General features: G+C 60.8%; 15 protein-coding genes. 8 read left to right on the top strand and 7 right to left on the bottom strand.

Translation table 11 applies throughout. The features are described 5' to 3' along the window. Positions 1–127: 127 nt before the first annotated feature. The 8 genes from cobG (at position 128) to BUB69_RS14310 (ending at position 7,774) form a co-directional block, all read left to right on the top strand. Positions 128–1,468: a precorrin-3B synthase gene (gene cobG, locus BUB69_RS14345; protein WP_073167876.1), complete on the top strand. Its 1,341-nt coding sequence runs from the start codon at positions 128–130 to the stop codon at positions 1,466–1,468. After that, complete coding sequence (locus BUB69_RS14340) at positions 1,465–2,091, top strand: precorrin-8X methylmutase (RefSeq protein WP_073167874.1); 627 nt, start codon at positions 1,465–1,467, stop codon at positions 2,089–2,091. The genes cobG and BUB69_RS14340 overlap by 4 nt, the downstream gene beginning before the upstream one ends. Continuing rightward, positions 2,088–2,822 carry a precorrin-2 C(20)-methyltransferase gene (locus tag BUB69_RS14335; RefSeq protein WP_425439369.1) on the top strand — a complete coding sequence of 245 codons (735 nt, stop codon included), beginning with the start codon at positions 2,088–2,090 and terminating at the stop codon, positions 2,820–2,822. The genes BUB69_RS14340 and BUB69_RS14335 overlap by 4 nt, the downstream gene beginning before the upstream one ends. Further along, positions 2,822–4,522, top strand: a complete 1,701-nt coding sequence (gene cobJ / locus BUB69_RS14330) for a precorrin-3B C(17)-methyltransferase (RefSeq protein WP_073167872.1) — start codon at positions 2,822–2,824, stop codon at positions 4,520–4,522. The genes BUB69_RS14335 and cobJ overlap by 1 nt, the downstream gene beginning before the upstream one ends. Positions 4,523–4,869: 347 nt before the next feature. Beyond that, the gene (locus tag BUB69_RS14325) at positions 4,870–5,694 is read left to right on the top strand and encodes a hypothetical protein (protein WP_073167870.1); all 825 of its coding nucleotides are present in this window, start codon (positions 4,870–4,872) and stop codon (positions 5,692–5,694) included. A gap of 57 nt (positions 5,695–5,751) precedes the next feature. Further along, entirely contained in the window at positions 5,752–6,486 is a 735-nt protein-coding gene (locus BUB69_RS14320) for a hypothetical protein (RefSeq protein ID WP_073167868.1), read from the top strand. Between the two features lie 25 nt (positions 6,487–6,511). After that, positions 6,512–7,105 (top strand): hypothetical protein, encoded by a 594-nt coding sequence (locus BUB69_RS14315; protein WP_245825286.1) that lies wholly within the window; start codon positions 6,512–6,514, stop codon positions 7,103–7,105. 33 nt (positions 7,106–7,138) lie between these two features. Next, positions 7,139–7,774: a hypothetical protein gene (locus BUB69_RS14310; protein WP_073167864.1), complete on the top strand. Its 636-nt coding sequence runs from the start codon at positions 7,139–7,141 to the stop codon at positions 7,772–7,774. Positions 7,775–7,780: 6 nt separating this feature from the next. On the opposite strand, the gene BUB69_RS14305 is transcribed toward BUB69_RS14310, so the two are convergent. The 7 genes from BUB69_RS14305 to BUB69_RS14275 all read right to left on the bottom strand — a co-directional run bounded on the left by BUB69_RS14305 (position 7,781) and on the right by BUB69_RS14275 (position 17,464). Continuing rightward, positions 7,781–8,377, bottom strand: a complete 597-nt coding sequence (locus BUB69_RS14305; RefSeq protein ID WP_073167862.1) for a MarC family protein — start codon at positions 8,375–8,377, stop codon at positions 7,781–7,783. Between the two features lie 74 nt (positions 8,378–8,451). Further along, positions 8,452–11,241 carry a hybrid sensor histidine kinase/response regulator RetS gene (gene retS, locus BUB69_RS14300; protein WP_073167860.1) on the bottom strand — a complete coding sequence of 930 codons (2,790 nt, stop codon included), beginning with the start codon at positions 11,239–11,241 and terminating at the stop codon, positions 8,452–8,454. A gap of 91 nt (positions 11,242–11,332) precedes the next feature. Then, on the bottom strand, positions 11,333–12,628 hold the full coding sequence (gene purD / locus BUB69_RS14295; RefSeq protein ID WP_073167858.1) for a phosphoribosylamine--glycine ligase: 1,296 nt from the start codon (positions 12,626–12,628) through the stop codon (positions 11,333–11,335). A gap of 201 nt (positions 12,629–12,829) precedes the next feature. After that, positions 12,830–14,434: a bifunctional phosphoribosylaminoimidazolecarboxamide formyltransferase/IMP cyclohydrolase gene (purH, locus tag BUB69_RS14290; protein ID WP_073167856.1), complete on the bottom strand. Its 1,605-nt coding sequence runs from the start codon at positions 14,432–14,434 to the stop codon at positions 12,830–12,832. Between the two features lie 82 nt (positions 14,435–14,516). Continuing rightward, positions 14,517–14,837 carry a DNA-binding transcriptional regulator Fis gene (fis, locus tag BUB69_RS14285; RefSeq protein WP_002555375.1) on the bottom strand — a complete coding sequence of 107 codons (321 nt, stop codon included), beginning with the start codon at positions 14,835–14,837 and terminating at the stop codon, positions 14,517–14,519. Beyond that, entirely contained in the window at positions 14,834–15,847 is a 1,014-nt protein-coding gene (dusB, locus tag BUB69_RS14280; RefSeq protein WP_073167855.1) for a tRNA dihydrouridine synthase DusB, read from the bottom strand. The genes fis and dusB overlap by 4 nt, the downstream gene beginning before the upstream one ends. 315 nt (positions 15,848–16,162) lie before the next feature. After that, positions 16,163–17,464, bottom strand: coding sequence for a DUF3426 domain-containing protein (locus BUB69_RS14275; RefSeq protein ID WP_073167853.1), 1,302 nt, complete (start codon positions 17,462–17,464; stop codon positions 16,163–16,165). Between the last annotated feature and the right edge of the window lie 8 nt (positions 17,465–17,472).

Below are 17,472 nucleotides of genomic sequence, written 5' to 3'. Positions count from 1 at the left end.
GAGCGCCTTTTCATGCCTGCGGACAAAGCAGGCATAATACCGCGCCCGACGGGGTACAAGTGCTCTAATCCATGGACGGGTTCAGCCAGTTTCAGTCAGTTCCAGTCAGTCCCTGCCAGGTGATCCATTGAACGAGCAGAAGTCCGCTCGCACATTCAGCGCAACGCTACGCCCCTCGGCCTGTCCGGGGTTGCTGCGTATCGTCCCGGCGCTGGACGGCGGCATCTGCCGGATCAAACTGCCCGGCGGCGTGCTGCTGGCCGCGCAGGCGCACGCCGTGGCTCACGCGGCGCGCACTTATGCACAAGGCGTGATTGAGGCCACCAACCGCTCAAATCTGCAGATTCGTGGTGTGGGCGATGATCATGACGGGCTGATCAGGGTACTTCTGGACGCAGGCCTCGGCCCGTCCCACCCAGACAGCGACGATGTGCGCAACCTGATGCTCAGCCCGGTCGCGGGGCTGGACGCCCAGATGCTGTTCGATGCCCGGCCGCTGGCGGCGCAGATTCTCACAGCGCTGGAAACTCACCCGCGCTTTCACGAGTTGTCGCCCAAGTTTGCGATTTCGCTGGACGCCGGCGAAGCGCTGGTGATGCTGGAGCATCCCCACGACCTGTGGCTCTCGGCATTGAAACGTGGCGATCAGGTGATGCTGGCGTTCGGGCTGGCAGGGTGTCCGGCCCACGACGCACCTCTGGCTGCGGTGCCGTTGGCCGATGGGCAGGCTCTGGTCGTGGCGCTGCTGGAACTGTTTCTCGACCTGGCCCGCCCGGAACATACCCGCATGCGGCATTTGCTGGCCGAGGTGTCGATCGACGAGATCCTGCACCAGCTTTCGGCGCGCCTGAACGTGGAGCTGTGCGTTGAGCCAGCGGTTACGCAGTGGCAACGTCCCGCCATCCAGCACCAGCGCCACATTGGTGTGTATCCACAGGCTCAGCCTGCCGTCGTCTCGGTGGGCGCTGTCGTGCCGCTGGGACGTCTCGATGCCGACATGCTCTCGGTTGTCGCCCGGTTGGCTCTGCGAGAAGGCGATGGTTCTTTGCGCCTGACGCCCTGGCAAAGCCTGATGGTGCCCAACGTGCCCGTCGAACGAGCGCCCGAGGTGCTCGATGCGCTGCAGGCTGCGGGGCTGATCTGTTCGGCCGGCCAGCCGCTGGCGCACCTTGTCGCCTGCACCGGCTCGGCCGGTTGTGCCAAGGGGCTGGCCGATACCAAGGCCGATGCGCAACAGCTGGCAGCGCACTTGCATCACAGTCAGGCGGTGCACCTGACGGGCTGCCGACGCTCCTGCGCTGCGGCGCATGTGGCACCGATGACGCTGCTGGCTGTTTCCCCCGGCCGCTATGACCTTTATTTTCGCGACGCAGACCATGCCGGTTTCGGTGTGCTGCGCGCGCGTGACCTCACTATTGAAGCAGTCGGTGCGTTGTTGAACGCCGACTCACGGAGCCACACTGCATGATTGATTACATCCGCGATGGTCAGGAGATTTATCGCAACTCCTTCTCGATCATTCGCGCCGAAGCGCGCCTGGAGACGATCCCTGCCGACCTGGAAAAACTCGCCGTGCGCGTGATTCACGCCTGCGGGATGGTCGAAGTCATCGAAGACCTGCGCTTCTCGCCGGGTGCAGGCAAGGCCGGACGCGATGCGCTGGCGGCGGGCGCGCCCATTCTGTGCGACGCGCGCATGGTGTCCGAAGGTATCACCCGCACCCGCTTGCCTGCCAACAACGAGATCATCTGCACCCTGCATGACGACGGCGTGCGGGAAATGGCGCTGGAACTGGGCAACACCCGCTCCGCCGTGGCCCTGGAGCTTTGGCGTCCGTATCTGGAAGGCAGCGTGGTGGTGATCGGCAACGCGCCGACAGCGCTGTTCTATCTGCTGGAAATGCTGGATGCAGGCGCGCCCAAGCCTGCGCTGATCCTCGGTTTTCCAGTCGGTTTTGTCGGCGCGGCCGAATCCAAGGCCATGCTCGCCGCCGACAGCCGTGGTGTGCCGTTCGTGATCATGCAGGGGCGTCGTGGCGGCAGCGCCATGGCCGTTGCGGCCGTTAACGCACTGGCCACGGAGATCGAATGATGCAGGCACGCGGTCGATTGATTGGCCTGGGCGTCGGCCCCGGCGACCCTGAGCTGATCACCGTCAAGGCGCTGCGCCTGCTGCGCGAGTCGCCGGTGGTCGCGTATTTCGTGGCCAAAGGCAAGAAAGGCAATGCGTTCGGCATCATCGAGGCGCACCTGCAGGACGTTCAAACGTTGATGCCGCTGGTGTACCCGGTCACCACCGAAGCGCTGCCTGCGCCGCTGTCCTACGAGACAGTCATCAGTGACTTCTACGACGAGTCGAGCCTGCTGATTGCTGCGCACCTGGACGCTGGCCGCGACGTGGCGGTGATCTGCGAAGGCGATCCGTTCTTCTACGGCTCCTACATGTACCTGCATGACCGGTTGGCCGAGCGCTACGAGGCGCAGGTGATCCCCGGCGTGTGCTCGATGCTGGGCGGCGCTTCGGTGCTGGGCGCGCCACTGGTGTATCGCAATCAGAGTCTGTCGGTGCTGTCTGGCGTGCTGTCCCACGAAGACCTGAAGCGCAAGCTGGCCGATGCCGACGCGGCGGTGATCATGAAGCTGGGTCGCAATTTCCATAAGGTGCGTGAAGTGCTGACCGAACTGGGCATGCATGAGCGCGCGCTTTACGTCGAGCGGGCCACCATGGCCAATCAGAAGATCGTGCCGCTGGATGAGGTCGACCCGATGTCCTCACCCTATTTCTCGTTGATCATCGTTCCCGGCGACAGGTGGCAAGGCTGATGGTGCACAACATTCCGGCCATCGTCATTCTGGGTAACGGCAGCCTGGCAACCGCACGACGCATCCAGCGCCTGTATCCCGATGCCGTGATTCACGGACTGGCCGAGCGGGTGCAGGGTGCTGACAGCACCTACACCGAATTTGGCGCGACGGTGCGCCAGTTGTATCAGCAGAACACCCCCATTATTGCGCTGTGCGCGGCGGGCATCGTGATCCGCACGCTGGCGCCGCTACTGCTGGAGAAAGGCGTCGAGCCGCCGGTTCTGGCCGTGGCTGAAGACGGCAGTGCGGTGGTGCCGCTGCTGGGTGGTCTGGGTGGGGTCAACGTCATGGCTCGCGCGATTGCGGCAGGCCTTGCGGTCAATCCGGCGATCACCACCAGTGGCGAGTTGCGTTTCGGCACTTGCCTGCTCAATCCTCCGAGCGGCTATGCCTTGGGCGATCTGGAACTGGGCAAGCGCTTCGTTTCCGATCTGTTGTCCGGCGAGCCGGTGCGTATCGAGGGTGACGCGCCGTGGCTGGCTCAGGCGCAACTGCCCGAAGACCCACAGGCTGAACTGGCCATTCATGTGGGCTATGCCTTGCGTGAACCATCGGCCAACGAACTGCGGATCTACCCGCGTAACGTATTGGTCGCCGTGGACGAGTGCCTGCCTGCACTGGCCACTCAGGTTCGCCAGGCCTTGCGTGACGCCCGGATTGCCGAGCAGTCGCTGGCCTGTCTGCTGGCGGGTGAGCAGCACATGGCCAATACGCTGTTACATGAGGCTGCCGCCGAACTGAACGTGCCGGTGCGTTTTGTCACGGCAGGTTCGGCCAGTGACATGGCGATGAGCGCTGTGCCGCAATTGCTGCCGCCGGTGAGCTTTGCAGGGGTAGCCATTTCTGTCGCCGCCCGGCCGCTGGACGTGAGCCAGATCGGCCGTGGCCGTGGACGCCTGGCGGTGATCGGCCTGGGGCCGGGCGCGGCAGACCTGATGGTGCCTGCGGTCAAGGCCGAGCTGGCACGTGCCAATGATGTGCTGGGCTATGAAACCTACGTGCGCATGGCCGGGCCGTTTCGCGCCGATCAGGTGCTGCATTGCACGGACAACCGTGAAGAGATGATGCGCGCGCGTCACGCGTTCGAGCTGGCTGCGCAAGGCCGCTCAGTGGTGGTGGTGTCGTCGGGCGATCCCGGCGTGTTTGCCATGGCTTCGGCGGTGCTCGAAGCGTTGCATGAGTCCGACAACCCGCAGTGGCACGCCGTCGATCTGGAAATCCTGCCCGGTGTTTCTGCCTCGCTGGCCACTGCCGCTCAGGCCGGTGCGCCGCTGGGGCATGACTTCTGCGTGCTGTCGCTGTCGGACAACCTCAAACCCTGGGACGTCATCGAGAAGCGTCTGGACCTGGCCTGTCAGGCGGATCTGGCGCTGGCGTTCTACAACCCGATTTCCCGCTCCCGGCCCTGGCAGTTGGGGCGTGCCCTGGAAATCGTCAGGCAACACCGCACCCCTGAGACACCCGTCACGCTGGGTCGTGACATCGGTCGTCCCGGTCAGACGCTGCGCATCATCACGCTGGGTGAGTTGACGCCCGAGCAGGTGGACATGCGAACCATGGTGCTGATCGGTTCGTCTTTGACGTGTACGTTTCCTCGCAATGAGGGGCGACAGTGGGTCTATACACCGCGTTGGTACGGGGCCAAGCCGACGAAATAACGCACTGAAGCGTAGGCACGTTTCCACATGGATGTGGGAACACGCCGAATTGATCGCATAAATAACCCTTACCGATCCCGGGTTTTCATCCCTGTTGCGACGTGAATTGATTTCTGCCGAACGACAAGCATTGTAATAAATCACCCCTATCCAATTCGGAGTGTGTCTCGAGGCCTTTGTAATCAGGCCGTGCGCAAGACTCGCTATGACTTTTTCATACGGTTCACGGTCGCTCTGCTACAGCGGTGAGGCACGGCGTATTGCAAAAACGCATGCCTGTTCAGGTTCCGCCAATTCGATAGTCTCGTTTCGTCCATCAGGACTTCATGAATTAAAGGACTAATGAAATGAAACTGGAAACAACCCTGCGTACCGTCGACAGCATCGACTCAAACTATCTGGCGGCCTGCGAACTGGCTGACTGCTCCCACTCGCTGGCTGAACACGTTGCAACACTGGCCGCGCCATCTCTCCTGGCCACCGCGCCGCCTGACGCCGAGGCCGGTGCGGCAGAAGGCGCGGTCGTCGGCGGCAGCCTGATAGCTTTTGCCGAGGGTGTGTCGCGTCAGAACAAGGAGGACATCATGGACTCCTTCCTGTTTGCCACGCTGGTGGCCAACCAGGCGTTCAATCCCGAGTCGCAAAGTGACCTCTGGTACGGCAAGTTCAACGAAGTGCTGTCCAAGCTGGGCTGGCTGTCCGCCCACTGGAGCTATGCCCGATACCGCGCCGCGCAGCAGCGCTTCTCGATGGATGAGGTGGGGCTGGAGATTCTCGGCTCGGCCATCGCCGCGGCGACCCTGCCAGGACCTGCGTCGGTGGCCATGCTGAAGGTGGCCAAGGATGCGGTGACCGCGTTGAGCGCCAAAAAGGAGCCGTTGCGTCTTTTCGAACGTCAGACCAAGACTCATCGCGGCGGTAACTTCCGCATTGCGGCCTGCTCGGAGTCCGCAGATGGAGGCGTCAGTCTGGCCATGGCCGCGGTTGCTTTCAGCGCCAATACCAACGTCACCAATGTGCTGTTCTGGGAATGGCAGCATTCGGATGTGGAAACGTATCGCGGTGAAAACAACCTGGTCTTCAACGCCCGAGCGTACGCGAGGGTTCGAGCCGTGGTGCAGGAGAAGCTTGGCAAGGATGCCGAGAGCGCCATCGAAGCGTTCGAGATCTGAGCCAATGGTTGCGAAGGTGCCCGGCACCTTCGCTCTCTCAACAAGGAGGGTTGTTAGATGGAGCATATTTATGAGGGGGCCATTGTCAACGCAGGTTGCCTGTTGCTGTTTCCTGAGCAGGTGGCAGAGGATCGGCCCAACGATGTGCTGGATTCGTTGTTATACATTCAGTTGGCAGCGGCCAAAAAACATCCAAAATTTGTGCAGTTCGACAACTGGAAGGACACCTGGCTGGCGGCAGCGCTGCGTTTTGGCTGGGTTCTGAAAGCCAGTGCCTATTTCAGCGAAGCACTGCAGAACGTCGAGACTGTCTGGCATCTGGCCAGCGGAGCATTGGCAGCGTCAGCCTCGGCCAGCGAGCTGTCCCGCATCGAGACACGCCTTCGACAGGCCAGCCTGCAGCCTCAGGAATACCCGGCGATCGACCTCCTGGGCCGTCACTCGATGCATGTCCAGCTATCGGGTCCTGAGAGCAGTATCGATCCTGTCGAGCCCGATCTACCCAGGAGCACGACCGCAGTGGTGTTGCAGTTGGGGTATGTCTCGGTGGATGGCGGTCTCAATCTGACGCAACTGCATTTCACCACCCGACAGCCGCTAACCGCTGGATTTCTGTTCGACGCTCTTGAACCGGGCATGATATGTGGCAATGTCGAGGTGACGGTCTACTCGATGCGATTGATGGATCAGGTTTACGCGCCGTTCCGCGAGGCATTCGACACCGCTCTGCGGGACAGGCGCGCGGAGCTGATCCTGTCGATCGAGGAGGTGTCCCATGAATTCGGGCAATGAAAGCTTCCTTTACGGGACCAACCTGGTGTCGTTCGGCGAGGGGATCGAGGCTTCCTTGAGACAGGATGTTCTGGATTGCCTGCTGTACGCGCAGCTTAAGGCCGATGGTGAGACCTCACGTCAACAGGACTGGCGAGGGTGGCTGCACGCCTGTCAGAGGTCCATGCATGAGGCCGGAGCACGCCAGTCGGCCGTTGTCGGCGATGACGTGATGATCATTCATGGTCTAGGCGACCTGTTCAACCCGCGCTTTCTGGGCGCCGCCTCTTCAATCGAACTTCGTGGCCTGTTCAATCACTCGATCGATAGGCTCTTGACCAGCGATCAGGCAAAAACCTACTTCCGTTCATGGTTCAGTTCCGGGCGGTCCGAAAGTTTTCAGATCGTGCCCTGCGTCATGGAGAGCGACGACGAAGTAACGATCATGCTGTGTGGCACACAGCTGACAACGCTGGCGTTCAGGCCAGGATTTTTCTTCTGGGACGTACTGCGTGGGGAGATGCGCGTGCACTATGCCGGCGCCGCCTACCGCTTCAGCCGCAAGCTGTTCGAGCCCTCGCGTCTGAAGGTTCAGGAAACGCTGGACCGCCATGCAAAGCGCCAGATCATTCAGTTGTAATGTGAAATACATCCCATGGAGGGGAGTACGAGCATGGACAGGCACGACAACAATGCAGTTTATCTGGGCGATACACGGAGCATGGCGGCTTTCCTTCCAGGGTTGTCTGCGCAGGAAAGGACGGATCTTCAGGACGTGTTGCTGGATGCCCAGTTGTTCGCCGGAACACGGTTCGGCTTCAAGGAACAGTGGTCAAGCTGGATGCATTATTACCGCAACCGACTCAAGTCCCGTAGCGTGCAGGAGAGGAGTCTGGTCACCAGCGATTCATTGCTATTGAGCAGCGTGGCGGATTTGAGGGACGCGACTTTTGCGATCAAGGGCGTGACGGATCATCAACGGCTGGGCGACATGGTTCGACGATCGTTTGATGCCATGGGCGTGTATCAGGCTGCAAGCGCTTATTTCGAACGAGGTTTCGACAACGGTCGTCTGGGCAGTTTCCAGATAGTGCCTTGTGCAAAATCCGATTCTGGCCAGATCCTGATGTTGCTGTGCGGCTTGCATCTGGTGACTGACGCTTATTCGGCCGGGAGCCGCCGGCTGCTGTTTTTCTTCAAGGGCGGCAGCTACACCTTCGACAGCAGCCGATACGCCGCACACCGCAGCGACGTGGCGCGCTATCTGGGCAGCAAGGGCACCAGCATGATCCGCTCGTTCCAGATATAAGCCGCTTTACGGCACCAGATAGCCTCTGACGCCGGTGAAGATGATCTGCGCGGCCAGCGCGCAGACAAATAGCCCCATCAGGCGGCTGACGATTTGCAGGCCCTGGTCGCCAAGGATACGTTCGATCCGGTTGGAGAGGTAAAGCACCACCCCGACTGTCAGGCTCGCCAGCGCAATACCCAGCAGGGCAGTCAGCTTGTCATCCCAGTGTGGCTGGCTGACGCCCATCACCAGCAGCGCACCGATGGTGCCGGGACCGACCGTGATGGGGATTGTGAGGGGGACGATGGTCACGTCCTGCTGAATGGTGTCGGTCTGCACGGCCGACTTGCCCTGAGCCATGCCCAGCGCAGAAATGAACAGCACACTGCCCGCGCCGATTCGGAACGCATCGACCGTGATACCGAAGACATCGAAGATCACTCGGCCAAACAGGTACAGCAGTACGCTTGAAACCAGTGTCGCCAGGGCGACCTTCCAGGCCAGGCGCTTCTGTTCCTTGCGGGAATGACCACGGGTCAGGCTGATGAAGCAGGACAGGACGAAGAAGGGGCTGTAAAGCACCAGCATCTTCAGGTAAACGCTGGACAACACATGGAGCATGACGTGGGCTCTTTGCGGCAGGTGGCGGGCCAGGGGAGTCTAACAGGCAGCGGGCTGCCTGACGCCCTGGCGTGTCAGTTTTGCTGGTAAAGGTCACCGTCCGATGTGAGTCCGCGTACCTTTTCGCGTTGTTCAACCCAGTGTTCGACCAGTTCGCGCAATTGAGACAGCTCAATGGGCTTGGCCATGTGGCCATCCATGCCTGCCTGACGCGCCCGGTCCTTGTGCTCGGTCAGAATGTGGGCCGTCAGCGCGACCACTGGCGTGCGCACCCGCTGATTGCCGACCTCCCAGGCGCGCAGTTGCTCGGTGGCCGAGAAGCCGTCGAGCACAGGCATTTCGCAGTCCATCAGTACCAGGTCGTAGCGCTGCGCTTTCATGGCGCGCAAGGCTTCTTCGCCGTTGCTGGCGGTGTCCGGATTCAGATTGAGTTTGCCCAACATGCCGCGTATCACTTTGGTCGAAATGCTGTTGTCTTCAGCGACCAGGATGCGGAAATCGGTTGGCACACGAACCGGCATGTTCAACACAGGAGCTTGATTGAGGGGCACGACACCCTTGTTCAATTGGGTCAGTTCGTCCGCCAGCGTGGTCTTGAGGGTGTACCCGGCGACGGGCTTGGCCAGAATGCGCTTGATCCCGGCGTTACGGGCGATGATCTTGCTCGGCGCGTTGCTGATGCCGGTCAGCATGATCAGCAGGATGTCATGGTTCAGGCTTGGATCTTCCTTGATCTTGGCGGACAGCTGCATGCCGGTCATGCCTGGCATGTTCTGGTCCAGCAACACCACATCAAAGTAATCGCGCAGGTGTGCACGGGTGCGCAACAGCGCCAGTGCTTCCTTGCCGGACGCCACGGCACTGACGTTCAGACCCCAGGCGCTGCATTGCTGGACCAGCACCTTGCGGCAGGTGTCATTGTCGTCGACCACCAGCACCCTGGCGTCTTTCAGCGGACTGTCCAGATCAAGCGTGGGCTGTTCAAGCAGTTTGGCGTCCAGTGGCAGGGTCAGCCACAACGTGTTGCCCTGCGGGCCGCCGTTCTGGATGCCGAACTCACCGTCCATCAGCACAATCAACTGCCTGGCAATCACCAGCCCCAGGTGCCCGCCGAGTTTACTGCTGGCCAGGAAGTTCTTGCTGTGCAGTTCGGCATGCAGCAGCGCATCGCGCTCCTCGTCTGACAATGACTCGCCGCTGTCCTGCACGGAAATGCGCAAACGCGGTTTACCGGATTTCGACGCGTCGAGTGCCACCGCCAGAAGGATCTCGCCTTCTTCGGTTTTCTTCAGTGCGTTTTCCAGCAGGCTCAACAGCGTCTGACGCAGGCGGGTCGGGTCGCCGCTGATGACTCGCGGGACCTGGGGCTGAATCATGCTGATAAGTTCGACCTGTTGCTGTTCTGCCTTGGCGCGGAAGATATTCAGGCAATCCTCGACCAGTGCACTGATGTCGAACTGCACGTCGTCGAGTTCGATCTGCCCCGATTCGAGCTTGGTGATGTCGAGGATCTCGTTGATCAGCGTCAGCAGCTCATTGCCCGCGCTGTGAATGGTCTGCACGTAATCGCGCTGCTTGACCGACAGCGGGGTGCCCAGCAGCAGTTCGGTCATGCCCAGTACACCGTTCATGGGCGTGCGTATCTCATGGCTGATCTTGGCCAGAAACTCGGCCTTGGCGTTGATCTCGGCAGTGCTGGCGGCCTGATCGCGGCTGATGCTGAACCGGTCTTCAGTGATGCTGCGATGCCGCTCGCTCAAGGCGGTGCTCATCAGCAATCCGCTGATGCAGAATACGGCCAGCAGCGACAGGATCAGCCACTGTGGAGGCACCAGACTCAGCCACAGCAGCCCAGGCAGCACGACCATGTAACCAATGTTGAAGGTGATCATGCCCAGTACGAACAGCCGTGCCGAGCGGTAGCCCTTCTGCCAGTGCCACACCGAGACCGCCAGAATGCTCAGTGTGGTCATGGACACCAGCACAAAGGTCAGAATGTTGATGGGCAGGTTATCGTCGAGCAGTACGAGCAGTGCCCCAAGCGCCATGAGGACTGCATTGCCCAGCAGCAGTCGGTCCAGCGCTTTCACCTTGCGGTGGACGAAGAAGCAGTAGGTGTAGATCAGCCCGGCGATGGCCGCCATCAGCAACGCGAGGTGGGCGCCAGGCGTCTGTGAAATATTCCACGACTCAAGCGGACTGAGCAGGTTGAGCAGCAGCAGGGCGCTGAGTGCCAGCAAGGCTTCGCACGCTGCCAGCCACAGGTTGCTGCGCGAGCGGGTGTGTCCGTAGCGGATCAGGTTCTGGACGATCAGCATGGCCAGCGCGCCGAACAACAGGCCGAACAGGAACGGCTCGGTTTCATTGGCGGCGCTTTCGATGGCAGGTTCCAGGGTAATGCTGGGGCGCATTTTCTGGGTGGAAACCAGCCGCAGGTAGATATCCAGCGGCACGGCGCTTTGCGGAATGGTCAGCAGGAAGTCGGTGGACGGCAGTCGCTGATCCTGCTTGGGCACGTCATTGCCCGTACGCATGTAATCAACCAGACGATCGCCGTCCATAACGTACATGTCGGCAGAAGCGAGGTCAGGGGCGAAGATGCGTAACAGTTGTTCGTGTTGGGTGGGATGCTGTCGATAATGCAGCCATACGGCGCTATTGCGGTCTGCGGCGACAACGCGCTCCAGTTCGACCGGGCTGAACTGATTCTGATAGCGGGCCGAACGGATTGCTTCCAGGTTCAGGGATGCCTTTTCATCGAGCAGTGTCGACCAGCCCGAGCCATGATCGGCCTGGGCCGAGAGCATGAAGAGCAGGGTCATCAACCCAATGGTCGAGGCTATGGCAATCCTGAGCCAGCGCACAATGAAATCCCTTCGTGAGTGAATATCGGGTAAAACTACGTAGCACCGGGACAACCGGCCCGTCCTCTGGAGGGAAAACGGGCCCGATCGTTTATTCCTGGCTTTCACCACGCTCACGGGCAATGGCGCGGTAGCCAATGTCCTTGCGGTAGAAACAACCTTCCCAATCGATTTCAGCGGCCAGTGCATAGGCATTTTCCTGTGCCGCACCAACGCTTTCGCCCAGTGCTGTTGCACACAGTACACGACCACCACTGGTCACGACACGATCGTCCTGCAATGCAGTGCCAGCGTGGAACACCTTGCCATTGAGTTTAGCGGCTTTATCCAGACCGTTGATGACAGCACCCTTTGCGTAGTCGCCAGGATAACCGCCTGCCGCCAGCACGATGCCCAGGCTGGGACGTGGATCCCATTGCGCTTCGACCTTGTCCAGCGCCTGAGCCAGAGCCGCCTCGACCAGCAGGACCAGGCTCGATTGCAGGCGTAGCATGACCGGTTGGGTTTCCGGGTCACCGAAGCGGCAGTTGAACTCGATAACCTTGGGGTTGCCCGCCTTGTCGATCATCAGACCAGCATAGAGGAAGCCGGTGTAAACGTTGCCTTCGTCTGCCATGCCCCGGACAGTCGGCCAGATCACCAGGTCCATCACGCGCTGATGAACCTCGGCAGTGACCACCGGTGCCGGGGAATAAGCACCCATACCACCGGTGTTAGGACCGCTGTCGCCGTCGCCGACCCGTTTGTGGTCCTGGCTGGTCGCCATGGGCAGCACGTTCTTGCCGTCGACCATGACGATGAAGCTGGCTTCTTCGCCATCGAGGAACTCTTCGATCACGACGCGCGAGCCAGCATCGCCAAAGGCATTGCCCGCCAGCATGTCACGTACGGCTTCTTCGGCCTCGCTCAAGGTCATGGCGACGATGACGCCTTTACCGGCCGCCAGGCCGTCGGCCTTGATGACAATCGGTGCGCCTTTTTCGCGCAGATAAGCCAGAGCCGGCTCGATTTCGGTGAAGTTCTGGTAGTCGGCGGTCGGAATCTTGTGGCGTGCCAGGAAGTCCTTGGTGAATGCCTTGGAGCCCTCAAGCTGGGCAGCACCGGCGGTCGGGCCGAAGCAGTCCAGGCCGCGACTGCGGAACAGATCGACGACGCCTGCCACCAAGGGCACTTCAGGGCCGACGATGGTCAGGGAGACGTTCTTCTCGGCGAAGTCAGCCAGTTGTTCCAGTGCCAGTACGTCGATTGCGACGTTTTCACACTTGGCCTCAATGGCGGTGCCTGCGTTCCCCGGTGCGACAAACACCTTCTGGACGCGTGGGTCCTGAGCGACTTTCCAGGCCAGGGCGTGTTCACGACCGCCACTGCCGATAATCAAAACATTCATGTCAAAAACCTCGATGACGCTGATTCTGGGAGGTAGCGCGGTAATTCATCGTCAGATGACCCCGCGGTACGAGGTCGCAATGACGTAGGTGTATGCAAGGCGGATGGGGCTTCGCTGAGCGCAGTTGCCTCCTGGCAATGAGCATCAGCGGAGCCCCATCCAACGCAGCAGACGCCTGCGGCAGTGCGGCCGTTTCCTGAGTTAGTGGCGGAAGTGGCGCATCCCGGTGAACACCATCGCAATGCCGGCTTCATCTGCCGCCGCGATGACTTCATTGTCGCGCATCGAGCCGCCTGGCTGGATGACCGCGGTGATGCCGGCCTTGGCCGCATTGTCGATGCCGTCGCGGAACGGGAAGAATGCATCCGACGCCATGACCGCACCCTGCACCTGCAAGCCTGCATGCTCGGCCTTGATCGCGGCGATGCGCGCCGAGTTCACGCGGCTCATCTGGCCAGCGCCGACGCCGATGGTCTGGCGGTTCTTGGCGTAGACGATGGCGTTGGACTTCACGTACTTGGCGACCTTCCAGGCGAAGATCAGGTCGTGGATTTCATGCTCGGTCGGCGCGCGCTGGGTGACAACCTTGAGATCGTCGGCAGTGATCATGCCGATGTCACGGCTCTGCACCAGCAGACCGCCGTTGACGCGCTTGTAATCCCACGCAGGCGTACGCTCGCTCCACTGGCCGCAGGTCAGCAGACGCACGTTGGCTTTGCTGGCCACGATGGCCTGAGCTTCAGCGCTGACGCTTGGGGCGATGATCACTTCAACGAACTGACGCTCGACGATGGCCCTGGCCGTTTCGGCATCCAGCTCTCGGTTGAAGGCGATGATGCCGCCGAAGGCCGATTCGGTGTCGGTGGCGTAGGCCAGCTCATAGGCCTGGCGAATGCCGCCTTCATCGTCCGGGCACACCGAAACGCCGCACGGGTTGGCGTGCTTGACGATCACGCACGCAGGTTTGACGAAACTCTTGACGCATTCCAGCGCGGCATCGGTGTCTGCCACGTTGTTGAACGACAGTTCCTTGCCTTGCAACTGGGTCGCGGTGGCGATGCCGACTTCGGCAGGTTTGGCCTCAACGTAGAACGCCGCGCTCTGATGCGGGTTCTCGCCGTAGCGCATTTCCTGTGCCTTGACGAACTGGGTGTTGAAGGTGCGCGGGAACTGGCTGCGGCCTTCGGTGCTCAGGGTCTGTGCGGTCTGATCGACGCTGCCCAGGTAGTTGGCAATCATGCCGTCGTAGGCGGCGGTGTGCTCGAACGCCTTGAGCATCAGGTCGAAGCGCTGGGCGTACGTCAGGCCGCCGGCCTTGAGGCTTTCCAGCACCTGACCGTAATCGCTGGCGTTGACCACGATGGCAACGTCCTTGTGGTTCTTGGCAGCGGAACGGACCATGGTCGGGCCGCCGATGTCGATGTTTTCAATCGCGGTCGGCAGGTCGCAGCCCGGCTTGGACACTGTGGCTTCGAAGGGGTAGAGGTTGACGGCAACCAGGTCGATCGGATTGATGCCGTGCTCGCTCATGATTGCGTCGTCGATGCCGCGACGACCCAGAATGCCGCCGTGGATCTTGGGGTGCAGGGTCTTGACCCGGCCGTCCATCATTTCGGCGAAGCCTGTGTAGTCGGCCACTTCAACTGCCGCGACACCGTTGTCCTTGAGCAGCTTGAAGGTTCCGCCAGTGGACAGGATCTCGACGCCAAGCGCTTCAAGCTCGCGGGCGAATTCAAGGATTCCGGTCTTGTCGGATACGCTGATCAAAGCGCGGCGGATCGGCAGGCGGGTAGTCTGGTCGGTCATCTCGATTTCCATCAAAAGCAAAAGAAGTCAGCAAAAAAAAGCGACCCTGTGCAAGGTGGGTCGCCTTTTCTGTTTTGAATGCCTAAAGCAGATCGTACTGTTTGAGTTTCTTGCGCAGCGTGCCGCGATTGAGGCCCAGTAGCTCGGAAGCCTTGGTCTGGTTGCCCTTGACGTAGTTCATCACGCTTTCCAGAAGCGGGGCCTCGACTTCCGACAACACCAGGTTGTAGACGTCAGTGACGGATGCGCCTTCGAGGTGGGCGAAATAATTGTGCAGCGCCTTCTCGACACTTCCGCGCAGGGTCTGACCCTCCTCGCTTGGCGTGTTCAGGTGCTGTTTCAAATTGACGTTGTCGCTCACGGGTGTTGTTCCACTCACTAAAGTCTCGGTCATCATCGTCATGCGGCCACCTCTTTATCATTCTGGTTATCCGGGCCCTTGCAGCCTTGGCTGAAGAACTCCCGAACGTTGGCGCACTGTGCTTCCGTATCTTCCAATCGATTGAATCGGGCGCGAAACTCCCTGGCGCCCGGCAAGGTTGCGAGATACCAACCGACGTGTTTGCGTGCAATTCGCACGCCCATTACGTCGCCGTAGAAAACGTGAAGCGCTGCCAGATGCTCCAGCAGAATGCGCTCCACTTCTTCCAGCTGCAGGGCCGGGAGTGTTTCTCCGGTGCGCAGGTAGTGTTCTATCTCGCGAAAAATCCACGGCCGCCCCTGGGCGGCCCTGCCAATCAGTAACCCGTCAGCGCCGGTGGCGTGCAGCACGTACCGGGCCTTTTCAGGTGAATCGATGTCGCCGTTGGCAAACACCGGAATCGACACGGCCTGCTTGATGGCGGCAATCGTGTCGTACTCGGCTTCGCCGGTGTAAAGGTCTGCACGGGTTCGTCCGTGTACCGCCAGCGCCTGAATTCCGGCTTGCTCGGCGATTCTTGCAACCGTCAGCCCGTTCCTGTTCTCCCGGTCCCAGCCGGTGCGTATCTTCAGCGTGACCGGCACATCGACTGCAGCCACGACGGCCTGCAGGATCTCGCTCACCAGTTGTTCGTCCTTCAGCAGCGCAGAACCCGCTGCCTTGTTGCAGACTTTCTTGGCCGGGCAACCCATGTTGATGTCGATGATCTGGGCACCCAGTTCGACATTGGCACGCGCCGCGTCCGCCAGCATCTGCGCATCGCCACCGGCGATCTGTACCGAGCGGGGCTCGGGATCACCTTCATGGATCATGCGCAGTCGCGATTTGCGGCTGTTCCACAGGCTCATGTCACTGGTGACCATTTCCGAGACCACCAGTCCCGCGCCAAGCTGTCGGCACAGCTGGCGGAAAGGCTGATCGGTGACACCCGCCATCGGGGCGAGAACCAAGCCATTCTGCAATGTATATGGGCCGATGCGTACCGCCGACATAGCCTTACCTATAGTGGGGCCGAATCATCCGCAGGCCATGTAAAAACCGTTCCACACGGTCTGCAACGGCCCATCCCGTCAGCCGCTTGCGCCACTGTCAGATCAAGCCGAGAGTTTGAAAAAGGGTTGGCATGATACCCGCTCTCGATGACTGGATAAAGGCTGAATTGGATAAAATCTGAACAGTTGTTTTTGGGGGGCTGGACAGCAAATCCTCGCCGATCGTCGGTGAAATGCTGATGAATATTCAGGAATATGCTGCATAAACTGGCTGTTTGTCAGGCAGCTACCGCACGGCGAAGCGCTTCGCGCCCCTCATTCGGGCGAGCGGAAGTTCAGGCTGTAATTCACGGCCTTCGCACCCGGATCGAGAATATCCAGTGCAATATGGATCGGAGTCTGGGGTGGCATCTCTTCTTTACCGGCCATTTCGCCGTTCAGGTATTCACCGGGTTTGAACCGACGACTGGCAATGAGCTGACCACTGGTATCGGCAAACCGCAGTTCCAGCAGTGGAAATGGCTGGGAAAACGAGGCGCGGTTATAGATGATTGCGTCCACCACCAGGGCCCCTTGAAATTCCGGATGGCTGCGTACCACCAGATTGCTGCTGCGCAGCAGGGATATGTCGACCTTGGACGGCACTTTGCAGCCAATTTGCGGGCACACCTGCTGAAACCATTCGCGGTACTGGTCCTGTCGCGCCAGATGATCGAAGTGGTACCAGATGTACTGGCCCGCCAGTCCCGCCAGTGCAAGCACTATCAGAATCCCCCATGCCAGTCGGCGGCCCCAGCGCGGTTTAGGGCGTTGCCAGTCCAGTTGCAGCGGATCGTCGCTGAGGTCCAGCAGGGTCTTGTCGCGCACGGCGGGTTCGTTTCGAGTGCGCTTGCCGCGTACCTCGGGTTCTGGCTCGTCGTCATGCGTGGCAGCGATGTAGTCGTCGTCATCATCGACCGCTGACCAGCGTTCGACTTTTTCGGTCGTCGGCAACTTGCGGGCGCTGATGGGCGGAGCCATGGGCTCGTCGTCGTCCAGATCATGGTGCGAAGACAGCGAGGGCTCGGTGCGCTGGGTATCCGGCGTCTGTTCTGGCTCGGGTGTGTGGTCGTGCTCGTCGATCACCTCGGCCTGCAGTTCGGGCAGGTGACTGACGTCGTCGTTGTGCAGGGTGTCTACCCAGGTGGCTTCGTCGGCCTGCGAGGTTTCGCGATGAGCGGTGAGTGCCGTGTCGTCATTGCGCACGCTAGAGCGGCCGGAGGTGTCCGGGCGCTGCTTCTCGCGCTGTTCGAGCCGAGCCAGTTCTTCGTCCAGGTTCAGATTATCCAGGTCCATTTCGCTGACCTGCCACGGGTCCTCTTCAACCTGAGCACGCCTGGGCTCGGGGGGAGGGGCGGGCGAGGGCAGTGGTGCCTGCTCGACCACCAATGGCACCGGTGCCTCTGCCTCTTTTACGGGCTCCTCGATCGCTCGCTGTTCCAGCAATTGCCGGGCAGCGTTGAATACCTGCAGGCAGGCGCCGCAACGAACCACGCCACGAGCCACGCTCAATTGCGCATGGCTGACACGGAAGCTGGTCTGGCAATGAGGGCACTGGGTGACGAAACTGTCGGTCATGCGGCGGT

Source organism: Pseudomonas asturiensis, from assembly GCF_900143095.1.
GTDB lineage: Bacteria > Pseudomonadota > Gammaproteobacteria > Pseudomonadales > Pseudomonadaceae > Aquipseudomonas > Aquipseudomonas asturiensis.
Note: the sequence above shows the minus strand (reverse complement) of the source record. Positions and strands in the feature narration are given on the sequence as shown.